The 12,625-nt window shown below is 74.9% G+C and carries 10 protein-coding genes and 1 pseudogene; 5 read left to right on the forward strand and 6 right to left on the reverse strand.

Going from position 1 to position 12,625, the window contains the following annotated elements; translation table 11 throughout:
- Positions 1-843, forward strand: an 843-nt coding sequence (locus IEZ00_RS34675) for a polysaccharide deacetylase family protein (RefSeq protein WP_229796391.1), incomplete at its 5' end; no start/stop codon positions are given.
- Positions 844-898: 55 nt separating this feature from the next.
- Here the strand turns inward: IEZ00_RS34675 and IEZ00_RS34680 are convergent.
- Together IEZ00_RS34680 and IEZ00_RS34685 are read right to left on the reverse strand one after the other, a co-directional pair.
- Entirely contained in the window at positions 899-2,050 is a 1,152-nt protein-coding gene (locus IEZ00_RS34680) for an alpha/beta hydrolase family protein (protein ID WP_229796392.1), read from the reverse strand.
- 138 nt (positions 2,051-2,188) lie between these two features.
- Positions 2,189-5,341 carry an ATP-binding protein gene (locus IEZ00_RS34685; RefSeq protein ID WP_189227588.1) on the reverse strand — a complete coding sequence of 1,051 codons (3,153 nt, stop codon included), beginning with the start codon at positions 5,339-5,341 and terminating at the stop codon, positions 2,189-2,191.
- Between the two features lie 104 nt (positions 5,342-5,445).
- Between IEZ00_RS34685 and IEZ00_RS34690 the strand changes: the two genes are divergently transcribed.
- Positions 5,446-6,321, forward strand: coding sequence for an alpha/beta fold hydrolase (locus IEZ00_RS34690; protein WP_189227589.1), 876 nt, complete (start codon positions 5,446-5,448; stop codon positions 6,319-6,321).
- On the opposite strand, the gene IEZ00_RS34695 is transcribed toward IEZ00_RS34690, so the two are convergent.
- Complete coding sequence (locus IEZ00_RS34695) at positions 6,311-6,745, reverse strand: nuclear transport factor 2 family protein (RefSeq protein WP_189227590.1); 435 nt, start codon at positions 6,743-6,745, stop codon at positions 6,311-6,313. The genes IEZ00_RS34690 and IEZ00_RS34695 overlap by 11 nt on opposite strands.
- Before the next feature lie 95 nt (positions 6,746-6,840).
- Here IEZ00_RS34695 and IEZ00_RS34700 point away from each other — a divergent pair, with 95 nt between their 5' ends.
- Both IEZ00_RS34700 and IEZ00_RS34705 read left to right on the forward strand, forming a co-directional pair.
- Positions 6,841-7,206, forward strand: a complete 366-nt coding sequence (locus IEZ00_RS34700) for an RNA-binding S4 domain-containing protein (RefSeq protein WP_189227591.1) — start codon at positions 6,841-6,843, stop codon at positions 7,204-7,206.
- Positions 7,207-7,337: 131 nt separating this feature from the next.
- Entirely contained in the window at positions 7,338-8,147 is an 810-nt protein-coding gene (locus IEZ00_RS34705) for an aminoglycoside adenylyltransferase domain-containing protein (RefSeq protein ID WP_189227592.1), read from the forward strand.
- Between the two features lie 43 nt (positions 8,148-8,190).
- On the opposite strand, the gene IEZ00_RS34710 is transcribed toward IEZ00_RS34705, so the two are convergent.
- Both IEZ00_RS34710 and IEZ00_RS34715 read right to left on the reverse strand, forming a co-directional pair.
- Positions 8,191-10,239 carry a hypothetical protein gene (locus IEZ00_RS34710; protein WP_189227593.1) on the reverse strand — a complete coding sequence of 683 codons (2,049 nt, stop codon included), beginning with the start codon at positions 10,237-10,239 and terminating at the stop codon, positions 8,191-8,193.
- 5 nt (positions 10,240-10,244) lie between these two features.
- Positions 10,245-11,114: a 5'-methylthioadenosine/S-adenosylhomocysteine nucleosidase family protein gene (locus IEZ00_RS34715; RefSeq protein ID WP_229796398.1), complete on the reverse strand. Its 870-nt coding sequence runs from the start codon at positions 11,112-11,114 to the stop codon at positions 10,245-10,247.
- A gap of 256 nt (positions 11,115-11,370) precedes the next feature.
- On the opposite strand from IEZ00_RS34715, the gene IEZ00_RS34720 reads away from it, so the two are divergent.
- Positions 11,371-12,147: an NUDIX hydrolase gene (locus IEZ00_RS34720; RefSeq protein WP_229796393.1), complete on the forward strand. Its 777-nt coding sequence runs from the start codon at positions 11,371-11,373 to the stop codon at positions 12,145-12,147.
- A 61-nt stretch (positions 12,148-12,208) separates the two neighbouring features.
- Here IEZ00_RS34720 and IEZ00_RS37590 read toward each other — a convergent pair.
- Positions 12,209-12,586: pseudogene (locus tag IEZ00_RS37590) on the reverse strand (NUDIX domain-containing protein); the annotation flags it as partial.
- Between the last annotated feature and the right edge of the window lie 39 nt (positions 12,587-12,625).

Genomic DNA, 12,625 nt, shown 5'->3' on the forward strand with positions numbered 1-12,625 from the left:
TCGGCGGGCCTGCGCGCCACCTTCTTCAACGTGGGCAACAAGGTCCAGCAGAACCCCTCGCTGGCCAAGAGCCAGCGCGACGCCGGGATGTGGGTGGGCAACCACAGCTGGAGCCACCCGCACCTGACCCAGCTCAGCGCGGCCGAGATGAGCTCGGAGCTGAGCCGGACCCAGCAGGCGCTGCAGCAGGCCACCGGCGAGACGCCCAAGCTGTTCCGCCCGCCCTACGGCGAGACCAACAGCACGCTCAAGTCGATCGAGGCGCAGCTCGGCCTGACCGAGGTGCTGTGGAACGTCGACTCGCAGGACTGGAACGGCGCGAGCACCGCGCAGATCGTGCAGGCCGCGTCGACCTTGCAGAGCGGCGGCGTGATCCTGATGCACGACGGCTACCAGACCACGCTCAACGCCATCCCCCAGATCGCGGCGAACCTGAAGAGCCGCGGCCTGTGCGCGGGCATGATCTCCCCGTCGACCGGCCGGGCCGTCGCCCCCTCGGACAGCCCGACCACCACGCCGACCACCCCGACCACCCCGACCGGCTCCTGCACCGCCACCTACCGGACCAGCCAGCAGTGGGGTGACCGCTTCAACGGCGAGGTCACCATCCAGGCCGGTTCGACGGCGATCAGCGGCTGGACCGCCACGGTCACCGTGACCTCGCCGCAGAAGGTGTCGGCGACCTGGAACGGCACGCCGAGCTGGGACTCCAGCGGCAACGTGATGACCATGAAGCCCAGCGGCAACGGCAACCTCGCCGCGGGCGCGAGCACCACGTTCGGCTTCACCGTGATGGCCAACGGCCAGTGGGCCGCGCCGACTGTCAGCTGCCGCACCCCGTGACGGCCTGACGGACCAGGATGCGCCCTCCGCAGCGTCGCGGAGGGCGCATCCGCCGTCATCGGGCGCAGGTCCCGGTCTCCGGCACGCAGAACCCGACCTCGGGGTAGTGCGCCGACGGCCCGTCCAGCAGCGGCTGCGCCCTGCCGCGCAGGTGCAGGTCGAAGAAGGCCCGCACGTAGCGGCGGGTGATCTCGGTGCCGCGCGGCCCCGCCAGGTCGGCCCCGCTGGCCACGCCGAGCTGCTCCGCCAGCGGGCCGACGTCGGTGAACGAGGCGTGCGCCGCCCCTTCCACCACGAACCAGCGCTTCCAGCCGGTCATGCGCGCCCAGTCCCGCTCCCAGTCGGCGACCGGTCCGGGCGTGCCGGGGGTGTAGGTCGACTGCCTGCCCAGGAACAGGAACGGCCGCGACAGGCCGCTGTCCGGGATCAGGTCCTCGGTGGTGCCGTCGACGTCGATCCCGGCCCGGACGCGCGCGTCGGCGAGCATCGCCGGGATGGCGCTCGCGCCGCCGATCGAGTGGCCCGCCATCGCGATCCTGGACGGGTCGATCCGCCCCGCGCCGCGCCACTTCGGGCGCGCCCCGGTCAGCTCGTCGAGCACGAAGGACACGTCGGCGGCGCGGCCCTGGACCAGTCCCCGCCAGAACTCCGGGCTCCGGTCCCGCTCGCACGCGGCGCAGGTGGTGACCCGGCCGTCGGGGAAGGTGGTGGCGACGTTCTCGTAGGTGTGGTCGATCGCGGCGACCACGTAGCCGTCGCTCGCCAGGTCCTCGGCCAGGCCGCTCAGCGTGGCGCGGGGCTTGGTGAACCCCGGCGACAGCACGACCAGCGGCAGGCCGCGCCCCGCCGGTTCGGCGTCGCGGAAGGCGTTGGCCCGCGTCCCGCTCAGCACCTCGGGCGGCACGGTGGTGATCCCGCCGTCCTCCAGCAGCAGCCGCGACTCCGTGGGCGTCATGTACCGCGCGCGCTTGCCGCTGGGCGACTTCGCCGGGTACCAGAGGGAGACCATCAGCTCCCTGGCCCCCGCCTCGGGCACCCACGGGTCGGCGCGGCTGGTGTCGACCAGGTGCAGCGAGGTGGTGCCGACCGGGTGCGGGCCGGTCGGGGGGAGCAGGCGCGGCGCGTCGGGCGCGGCCGTGGCCGGGGCGGTGGCCGTCAGGGCGAGCAGGCAGGCGAGCAGGCCGCCGGTGGTTCTCCGCTGGCGCACGTATCTCCTCGGGTCGTCGTGTCCGATGTGGTCGACGCTAGGAGCATCCGCGAGCCGGGACATCGGTCGCGGGAGGCATTTTCCGGGACGACAGCGCTCCGGGTCATCCTCGTGGTGTAGTCGCGCGGTGCGGGGGTGTCACCGTTGGTCGCGGAGTCGGGTCAGCGCTTCGCGCGCGGCGGCGATCCAGTGCGGCGCTTGGGCTTTCTCCGCGACGCGCAGTGCCTGCCGGTAGTGCTCCACGGCTTCACCGGACCTGCCGAGCGCGGCGGACAGGTCGCCCAGGTAGTGCGCCACCGGGCCGAAGGTGAGCAGACCGCTGCCCGCCCCGGCGAGCTCGCCGGAGGCCGGGAGGAGCTTGGCGCGCAGGCGTTTCAGCGTCGGGCGGTCCCCGGTTCGCAGCGCCGCCTCGGCGTGCAGGCACGTCCGCGCTTCGAGCAGGAGGTCCGGCGGTGAGTCCGGAATGGACTCACCCGGCTCAGGGCGCGCCCACGGCCGGTACGGACCCCAGTCGGCGTCGTCCGGAGCGCTGTCGTCCGCGGCGGCGCCGAGGCTGAGCAGAGCCAGCGGCAGGATGCCGTGCTCCAGGCCGGACATGCCGGTGCCCGCGAGCCGGGCCGCCGCCGCGCGGTAGGCGGCTCGCGCCCGTTCCCGCTGCCCCGCGACGGACAGGCGCAGCGCCGCGTACCAGTCGGTGAACACGCCGACCACGGGCAGGTCGTGGCGCTGGGCGAGGCGGTCGGCCTCGGCGGCGTGGCGGTCGGCGGCGGCGAAGTCGGCCAGCGCGCAGCGGGACTGGACCAGGACCAGGTGGCCCAGCACCTCCAGGGTCACCAGGCCGTGCCGCCGGGTCAGCTCGACCAGCTCCGCGCCGATCCGGGCGCGTTGCGGGGCCAGCCCGGCGCGCTGGAAGGTGTGCAGGTAGCGGGCGTTGAGGGCGAGGGCGAGCAGGCCGGGGTCGGCCAGTTCGCGGGCGATGCCCTCGGCTTCCTCGGCCGCCCGGCCGCCGCGCCCGCCCGTGTCGGCGCGGCGCTCCATGGCGGTGGTGATCAGCAGCCGCGCGCGGTCGGCCCGGCGGTCGGCGGGCAGGGCGGCCATGGTGCGCTCGGCGGCGGCGGCCAAGCGCGCGGACAGCTCCTCGTCGTCGTTGGTCGTCCAGATCGCGGGCACGTCGAAGGAGCCGATCACCCCGGCGGTGAGCACCGGGTCGCCCAGGGACTCCGCCGCGGTGACGGCCTCGGCGCGGTGCAGGCGGGCCTGCCGCAGGTCGCCGATCACGGCCAGCGACCGGACCAGGCCCATCAGCGCTTCCAGGCGGGTCCGGGTGGTGTCGGCGCGGTCCGCGGTCTCCCGCCACAGGCGAGCCGCCTCGTGCGGGGCGAACCGGCGCTCCGCGCGCTCGGCCGCCGCCCGCGCGTAGTGGGCGGTGCGCGCCGCCGGAACCCGCCCGCCCGCGCGCAGGAGGTGGTGGGCGATCTCCTCCACGTCGTCGGGCCGCGCCCGCTCCACGATCCCGGCCGCGGCGGCGTGCCACCGGGCGCGGCGGGCGCGCGGGATGTCGGCGTAGAGCGTTTCCCGCACCAGCGCGTGGGCGAACCGCAGGCGGTCGCCGTCCTGCTCCACCAGGAACCCGGCGAGCAGGGCCGACTCGACCGAGTCCAGGACCGCCTCCTCGTCGCCCGCCAGCGGGACCAGCACGTCCAGGTCCACCTCCGGCCCCAGGACCGCCGCCTGCCGCAGGTGGGTCCGCGTCGTCTCGCCGAGCTTGGCCAGGCGGTGCCGGATGACCTCGCGCACCCCGGTCGGCACGGCGCGCAGGGCGGCGTCGCCCTCGCTCTCCCACAGCCGGGTCAGCTCCCGGACGAAGAACGGGTTGCCGCCGCTGCGGGCGTGCACGGCGCGGGTGTCCACCTCGCGGTCGGTCAGCGCCCGGACCACCTCCCGCACCTGCGGCTCGGTCAGTCCGCCCAGGTAGATCCGGGTCGGCTCGGCGCGGGCGGCCCGGCCCAGCGCCTCGGCCAGCCCCTCGGAGATCTCGGTCGACCGGTAGGTGCCCACGACCAGCACCGGGCCGGGGTCGAGGTCGGTGACCAGCGCGGTCAGCAGGGCCAGCGTCTCCTCGTCGGCCCAGTGCAGGTCGTCGAAGACCAGCAGCACCGGGGCCGCGCGGGAGAGCCCGGCCAGCGCGGCGGCGATGGCGCGGTGCCGGTGGAACCGCGCCGCCACCGGCTCGGCCACCCCCAGCTCCTCGCGCATCTGCGTCCACGGCCACGCCTCGGGCGCGCCGGGCAGTTCCGGGCTGGCTCCCCACGCGGTGGTCCACCCCGCCGCCGCCAGCCGCCCGGCCAGCGCACCGGCCAACGCGGTCTTGCCCGCGCCCGCCTCCCCGGACAGCAGCGCCAGGCGCGGGCGGCCCGTGCCCAGCGCGGTGGCCGCGGCCTCCTCCAGCGCGCCCAGCTCCTCCGTGCGCCCCACGAACAGGGGCTCGGCCCGTCCGCGCGCGGGCGGGGGCGTCGCGGGGCGCGCGGTGACCAGGTGCGGGGCCTGGGCCAGGATGTCGGCCTCCAGCGCGCGCAGCTCCGGGCCGGGGTCCGCGCCCAGCTCGGCGCGCAGCACCTCGCGGGCCCGGCGCAGCGCGGCCAGCGCGTCGCCCTGCCTGCCCGCCCGGTACAGCGCCAGCGCCAGCAGCCGCCAGCCGTCCTCGCGCAGCGGGTGGTCCGCGACGTGCGAGCGCAGCTCCGGCACGGACTCGGCGGCCGCCCCCACCGCCAGCGCCGCCTCGGCGCGGCGCTCCACGGCCAGCAGGCGCAGCTCGTCCAGCCGCGCCGCCTCGCCCCGCGCCCAGTCCTGGTCGGCGAACTCCGCGTACGCCGGTCCCCGCCACAGCGCCAGCGCCCCGTTCAGCAGCACCCGCGCCCGCTCGGCCCGGCCGCCCGCCAGCAGCCGGGCGGACTCGGTGACCGCGGCCTCGAACCGCCAGGCGTCCACCGCCTCCGGCGCGGGGCGCAGCGCGTAACCGGGGGAGGCGGTGACCAGCAGCCGGGACGGCGTGCGGGGCGGGCGGTCCGGCTCCAGCGCCTTGCGCAGCGCGCCGACGAAGGTCTGCACGGCGCCCAGCGCGCCCTCCGGGGCGTCCTCCCACAGGTCGTCGATCAGCAGGCCGACCGGCACCACCCGGCCCCCGGCGACCAGCAGCCGCGCCAGCACCGCGCGGTGCCGCGGCCCCTTCAGGTCGACCGGCCCGCGCTCGTCCTCGGCCACCAGCGGACCCAGCACCCCGAAGCGCACCATCGCCGGACAACCTAACCGCGTCCCCGGCTGAGCCGCTGCTGACCGGGTGCTGATCGGCGGCCCGCACAGTGGGCACCGACCACGACCCACCGGAGAGAGCGACCATGTCACCGAAGATCACCGGGTTCACCCAGCAGCGCGTCACCGTCGCCGACGGGGTGGCGCTCAACGTCGCCGTGGGCGGCTCGGGCAGCCCCGTCGTGCTGCTGCACGGCTTCCCGCAGACCCACCTGATGTGGCGGCACGTCGCCGCCGACCTGGCCGCCGACCACACCGTCATCTGCCCGGACCTGCGCGGCTACGGCGACAGCGACAAGCCCGCCGACACCGGGCGGACCTACGCCAAGCGCACCATGGCCGCCGACGTGGTGGCGCTGGCCCGCGCGCTGGGCCACGACCGCTTCGCGCTGGCCGGGCACGACCGGGGCGCGCTGGTCGCCGTCCGCGCGGGCCTGGACCACCCCGACGCGATCACCCACCTGGCCGCGCTGGACGTCCTGCCCACCCTGGACATGTGGGAGGTGCTGCGCGGCGCGTCCGCCGCGGTGGCCTTCCACCTCTACCTGATGGCCCAGCCGCCGGGCCTGCCCGAAGCCATGATCAGCGGGGCGGCGGACGAGTTCTTCGGCCACTTCCTGGACCTGTGGGCCACCGACCCGAGCGCGATCCCCGCCGAGCACCGGGCCGCCTACCTCAAGGCGTCCCGCGAGGCGATTCCCTCGATCGTGGCCGACTACCGGGCGTCGGCGGGCGTCGACGTCGAGCACGACCGGGCCGACCGGGAGGCGGGCAACCAACTGCGGATGCCGGTCACCGTGCTCCAGCAGGACTGGGGCGCCGCCCTCGGCTACGACGGCGCCGCGCTGTGGCGGGCGTGGGCCCCGGACCTGGACCACCGGATCGTCTCCTGCGGGCACTTCATGGCCGAGGAGGGTCCCGCCGAGGTGGTCAAGGCGCTGCGCGACCTGCTCACCCGGTAGGCGCGGCGGTGAGCGCGGCGGCGACCGAGAGGCTGTCCTCGTAGATGTGGTAGCGGGTGATCAGGCCGTTCTCGACGGTGAGGTGCAGCGCGAACATCGCGGTGTAGGACCGGCCGGTCGCCCGCGCCGTCTGCCCGATGCGCCCGAGCAGGACGGCGTTCCCGCCCTCGACCACGATCGCGGACACGGTGGTGGCGTTGCGCTCCGGGACGTGGTGCTCGGCCAGCGCGCGGAAGTGGTCGGCGACCTCCGCCCTGGTCGAGCGCGGGCGGATCCACGGGATGGCCGGGTGGCCCTCGTCAGGCCAGCTCAGCTGCCAGTCGACGGGCTCGGCGAACAGCTCGGCGACCCGGTCGGGGTCGCCCGCGGCCAGCCGGTCGAGGAACTCGGTGACGGTGGCCCTGGTGTCGCGAGGAATGCTCATGATCACGACCCTAGGCGTGATCGCGCCGGTCCGGGCGCGTTTGGCAGGAGTCGGCAGTGGTCGGCGGCAGTTCGCGGACCGGGCATGATGGGGGCGTGGAGTCCACCCGTGTGGACCGCTGGCTGTGGGCGGTCCGGCTGACCAAGACCCGCAACGACGCCGCGGCGGCCTGCCGGGGCGGGCACGTGCGGGTCAACGACCGCCCCGCCAAGCCCGCCACGGTGGTGGTCCCCGGCGACGAGGTGCGCGCCAGGGTGAACGGCACGACCCGGATCGTCGAGGTGGTGCGGGTGATCCAGAAGCGGGTCGGCGCGGCCGACGCCGCCACCTGCTTCCTGGACCGGACGCCCGCCCCGCCGCCGATCGCCGCCGCCCCGGTCGCCCACCGCGAGCGGGGCGCGGGCAGGCCCACCAAGCGGGAGCGCCGGGTGCTGGACAAATTCCGCACCGGCCAGCTCTGAGCCGCGCTAGGCTGCCGCCGTGAGTCGCAGCGCATCGACCCGGACCCGCCGCGCCTGAGCGCGGCGACGTGTCCCGCACCTCCGCCGCGCCCGTGTCGCCCCACTCCTGCCACGGGTTACGGAGACCTGCCTTGTTCACCCCTTTCGAAGACCTCGACGCCGTGCTGGCCGACCTCGTCGCCACGGCCCGCGACATCCTCGGTGACACCTACGTCGGCGCTTACCTGCAGGGCTCGTTCGCCCTGGGCGCGGGCGACGTCCACAGCGACTGCGACTTCATCGTCGTCACGACCGCCCCGCCCAGCGGCCCGGTCGAAGCCGGGCTGCGCGCCCTGCACGACCAGATCCCCACGCGCCGGGGCCACTGGAACCAGTGCCTGGAGGGCTCCTACGCCGACCTCGCGTCGCTGCGGGACGTCGCCGGGCTCGGGGTGCCGTGGCTGTACTGCGACAACGGGCACCGCGAGCTGACCTGGGACACGCACTGCAACACCCCGCACACGCGGTGGATACTGCGCCACCACGGCATCACGATGGACGGCCCGCCGATCGCGACCCTGGTGGACGAGGTGCCGCCGGAGGTGCTGCGCGACGCGATGCGCGCGGCGCTGCCCACCCTGCTGGACGACCTGCGGACGTGGGCGCCGTTCCACGTCGCCTGGACCCAGCGCTACGCCGTGTCGACCTACTGCCGCCTGCTCTACACGCTGCGCACGGCCGAGGTCACCTCCAAGCGCGGCGCGCTGGAGTGGGCGCTGGACCACCTCGACCCGAAGTGGCGCCCGCTGCTGACCCAGGTCCTCGAAGACCGGGCGCTGGGCTGGGACCCGACCCAGCCGCCGCGCCCCGGCAGCCTCGACGCCACCTTCGAGTTCGCCGCCTACGCCGCCGGCCTCCCCGCACCGGCAAGTACCACCCGAGGCCCCCGCGCGGGCCGGTGACTACTACCCGGTGCGCGGGGACGCTCGGTTCGCGGGGTGGGGGCTACTCGTACCAGGCGCGGGACCAGCGCTCGCGGCGCTCCTGCTCCCGGACGATCCAGTCGCGGCCCTCGGACGCCACGGCCTCCAGGATCGGCAGCGCGCCCTCGATGCCGGAGGTCTGGAGGGCGACCAGGAACAGCTCCGACTCGTCCTCCAGGGTCGCGTCGCCCGCGCTGCGGAAGTTCTCCGCGACCATGGTGATGTGCTGGCCGTTGACCAGGGTCAGCCGGAAGGTGCGGCTGCGCAGGCGCTCCACCTCCCGGTCCCCCCTGGTGCCCCGGACGCCGCTCTCGGTGACGCTGGCCGAGGCCAGCGCGTCGTAGCGGAACAGGTTGCGCCGCTCGTTGCGCGCCTCGCCGGTCAGGAAGTCCAGCTCGACCCTGGCCTCGCGCACACCGCTGCGGGTGAGCAGGAAGATCTGCACCACGTAGGCGGAGTAGCGCGGCGGTCCGTGCAGCACGCGGGCGCGCATCGCGCCCTTGGCCCCCTCGGTCATCACCACGTGCGCCACCAGGTCGTGGTTGCTCAGCCCGGCCCGGCGGATGGCGTCGGTCTTCAGGTGGATCTTGTCCATCGCCAGCCAGCGGGCCATCTCCGCGTCCGTTGGCCGGTCCGCGAGCTTGGCCACCCACTCCTCGTAGGCGCGCATCTCCTCGGCGTAGAGCTGCTCGGCGTCCGCGCGCAGGAACCCGTCCACGCTGCGCAGGGCCCCGATGCGGGTGATCGCCTTGGCACCGAAGAAACCGCCCGCCGCGATGAACAGCGCCGCGACGCCCTGGCCGCTGCCCATCAGCACCAGCAGGCCCGCCACCGCGATGCCCGCGCCGACGCGGAACAGCGCCGCCGTGCCGCCGGACGCGGCCAGCGCCGCCTGGTACCGGAACAGCCCCTGCTCGCCCCACCCGGCGGCGACCCGCTTGGCGTGCCAGCGGATCAGCCAGTTCACCGCCGCCGCCGTCACCTGGGCGTTGCCGTAGAGGTCGACGAAGCGCTGCTTGAGGTGGGCGCGGATGCCCTCGGTGTAGGCGGGCCAGTCACCGGCGACGTGCGGCCGGGCGTCGCGGAAGCGCGCCTCGACCAGCCGGTGGATCTCGTGGACGAACTCGGTGGACACCCAGTGCCCCGGCGACTGCGGCTGCTCCGGCTCCTCGGGCGGCACGACCTCGCGCTGCTTGACCGCCACCCGCAGGCCCGCCGCCTCCAGCGCGATGCCCCTGCCCAGCAGCAGGTACCCGCCCAGCGCCACCAGGGCGGCCCCGAGCAGCGCGCCGACGCCGAACGCCCCCGAGGGCAGCGAGAGCACGCCCAGCAGCACGCCCGCCCCGCCCACGACGGCCCGCAGCCAGTCGGCCCGGTCGGCCTTCGACGCGGTGTGCGTGTACAGCCGGGGCTTGGCGGGCTCGGGCTGGAAGAACTTCCAGGCGCGGGCGGCGCGGCCCGGCCGCATCCGCTCGCTGACCACGCGGCGCGCGTACCCGGCTTCGAGCCGCTCCTGCATCACGCCGCCGATGACCATGTCCATGTGCAGCGCGATCTCGTCCTGCCGCTCGGCGGGCAGCGCGCCGAAGGCGGTCAGCGCCGCCCGCAGGTGCTCCTCACCCGCCTCGCCGCCCGCCTCCAGCCGCATGTGCCGCAGCAGCCGCCACACCACGTCCAGCGCCTCGCGCCACATGTCCCTGGCCAGCGAGTCGCAGATCTTGCGGGCGTTGACCACCCCGGTGAGCAGCTCGCCGCGGATCTCGTGCAGCGACCGGTCGCTGAGCACGGACAGCACGTAGTAGTACGCCCGCTCGGTCGTGCCGTCGCCGTTCCACAGCAGTTCCCCGAACAGCTTCTCGGCGAACCGGGGTGTGCCCCCGTTGAGGTGGTTGAGGGCCACTTCGTGCCTGCGCTCGGGCGGGTCCTCCTGGTTGACGTTGTAGACGTACGAGTAGTGGAAGGCGGTGTCGCTGTAGTTGTCGCCGTGCTGCACGCCGATCTGCTGACCGACGTGCGCGCCGTCGGTGGCCGTGATGTGGCTGTCCACGTGGGGGAAGTGATCGAACGACATGTCGCTCACCGGCCACCTCCCGGCCACCCGGCGCCGAAGTTGACGCCGATCTGCTGACCGACGTGGGCGTTGTCCCGCGCGACGCTGGTGCTCCGGATGGTCGGCAGCGTCGGGGCGTTCCCCGGCGCGCCGGCGGTCCCGCCGGGGGTCTCGTCGTCGTCCAGCGCCGCGGCGAGGGCGACGGCGAACGCGGCGGCGTTGCGGGCCGCGACGCGCTGGCCGCCCTCGCGGTCCGTGGTGGACTTCGTGCCGTCCGCGCGGTCGCTGATGGCGCGGACGGTCACCATGGGCACCTTGCCGCTGAGGTGGCCCGCGAGCGCGAACCCCGAGCTCTCCATCTCGATGGCCACGGCGTCGTTGAAGTTGCGGCGGATCTTCCGCGCCACCGGCGAGGTCGTCGAGTTGAGCACGACGTCGCCCGCGGCGATGGCCTCGAAGTGCACGCCCGGCGTCTCCGGCAGCGCGGCGGCCCAGGCGTTGTCGCGCGGCAGCCGCCTGGCCGTCTGCTCCACCGCGTGCGAGATCTCCCAGGCGCGCGGCCGGACCAGGAACTCCTCGTCCTCGCTGCGCCCGCCGTGGTAGGAGTAGACCTTGGTGGCCACGACCACGTCGCCGATCTCCAACCAGTCGCGCAGCCCGCCCGCGACGCCGACGAACATCATCGCCGAGGGCGAGAACTCCGCGAAGGCGCGCTCGGTCAGCGTGGCCGCGCCCAGCGCCCCCGGACCGGTCACGCCCAGCGCCACGCGCCGGTTCCGTTGGCCCGCAAGGGTTCCGACGTCGAAGATGGTGCCCGCCGCGTGCCGGTGCGGTTCGACGTCGACCAGGTGTTCCAACACGGCCCGCTGTTCGACCTGAAGTGCTGTCAAGATCACGATCATCGGTTCACTCCAACGCGGTCCGCCGGGGCGGTCCGCTTCGTCTGCCGAGGTGACGGCGGAGGGCGAGTCCGCGGGTACAGCCGGGGTCGATCCACTTGCGCAGCGCGCATCGCGTGGGGTGGAGCGGAAGAGGCGGGGGGCGGGAACGGCGCCGCGGTGGGCAGACCGTAGCCGACACCCCGGTTTATCGTCAAACCGACGAAAATTGCGGACAAGGGGGCACCGCAACGTTGCGGGTAGAGTGTTGCGTGTGGACGGACGACCAGGACAGGTCACCGGAAGCGACGACACGTCCGACGAGGCGTGGGAGATCCCGCTGGTCGCACTGGCCGTGGATCTCGCGGTGCTCACCGTGCGCGACGGCGCCCTCCAGGTGATGCTGGTCGAGCGGGGGATCGAGCCGTACCGGGGGATGTTGGCCCTGCCCGGCGGTTTCCTCGCGGACACCACCGAGGACGTCGACCGCGCGGCGGCCCGCGAGCTGGCCGAGGAGACCGGGCTGGACGCCGCCGGTCTGCACCTGGAGCAGCTGCGCACCTACGGCGAACCCGGCCGCGACCCGCGCGGGCGCGTGGTCACCGTCTGCTACGTCGCGTTCGTCCCCGGCCTCGCGGCCCCCACCGCGGGCGGCGACGCCCGCGCCGCCGCGTGGACGCCGGTGGACGCCGTGCTGCGCCCGCGCGCCGAGCTGGCGTTCGACCACAAGCGGATACTGGCCGACGCGGTGGAACGCGCGCGGAGCAAGCTGGAGTACACCACGCTGGCCGCGACTTTCTGCGCCCCGGAGTTCACCGTGACCGAGCTGCGCCAGGTCTACGAGACCGTGTGGGGCCAGGAACTGGACGCGCGCAACTTCCACCGCAAGGTCACCGGGGTGGCGGACTTCCTGGTGCCGACCGGCACCCGGACCTCGGGTCAGGGCGGTCGTCCCGCGGCGCTCTACCGCCGGGGGCCCGCCCACCTGCTGCACCCGGCGATGCTGCGCCCACCGGGCCCCAAGCCGCCAGCCGCCAGCCGAACCTCCTGAACACCGCGTCGCCGACGATGCGGCGGTGGTCGAAGGCCACCCGCGCGCCGGGCGCCATGAAGTCCAGCACGCCGACCCACCGGGCCGCGCGGGCGTCGCTGCCCCCGGTCACGACGGGCGCACCCGCCAGGTAGCCGTGGTAGACCACGCTGACCACGTGCCCGCGCGGGTCGCGGCCGGGCTCCCGGTAGCACCCCAGCCTGCGCAACCGCTCGCGCGGCAGCACGACACCGGTCTCCTCGGCCAGCTCCCGCACCGCCGCGTCCGGCGGTCGCTCCCCCGGCTCCACGAACCCGCCGGGCAGCGCGAGAGCCGCCCGGAACGGCTCCCCGCCCCGCTCCACCACCAGGACCGACAGCGCGCCGCTCCGCCTGGTGAACAACACCACGTCCGCCGCGAGCCTGCCGACGACGGGCCGCGTCCCAAGGTTGTCTGCCATGCCGCCAGGCTAGGTTGTTGTCATCTTGACATCAACCCC

Origin of the sequence: Saccharothrix coeruleofusca (assembly GCF_014648515.1) — a bacterium.
Classification (GTDB): domain Bacteria; phylum Actinomycetota; class Actinomycetes; order Mycobacteriales; family Pseudonocardiaceae; genus Actinosynnema; species Actinosynnema coeruleofuscum.

Bases quoted from the DNA above. Each gene is read 5' to 3' on its own strand.
- IEZ00_RS34710 (WP_189227593.1), bottom strand. From the start codon at position 10,239: ATGTCGTTCGATCACTTCCCCCACGTGGACAGCCACATCACGGCCACC.
- IEZ00_RS34690 (WP_189227589.1), top strand. From the start codon at position 5,446: ATGTCACCGAAGATCACCGGGTTCACCCAGCAGCGCGTCACCGTCGCC.
- IEZ00_RS34685 (WP_189227588.1), bottom strand. From the start codon at position 5,341: ATGGTGCGCTTCGGGGTGCTGGGTCCGCTGGTGGCCGAGGACGAGCGC.
- IEZ00_RS34695 (WP_189227590.1), bottom strand. From the start codon at position 6,745: ATGAGCATTCCTCGCGACACCAGGGCCACCGTCACCGAGTTCCTCGAC.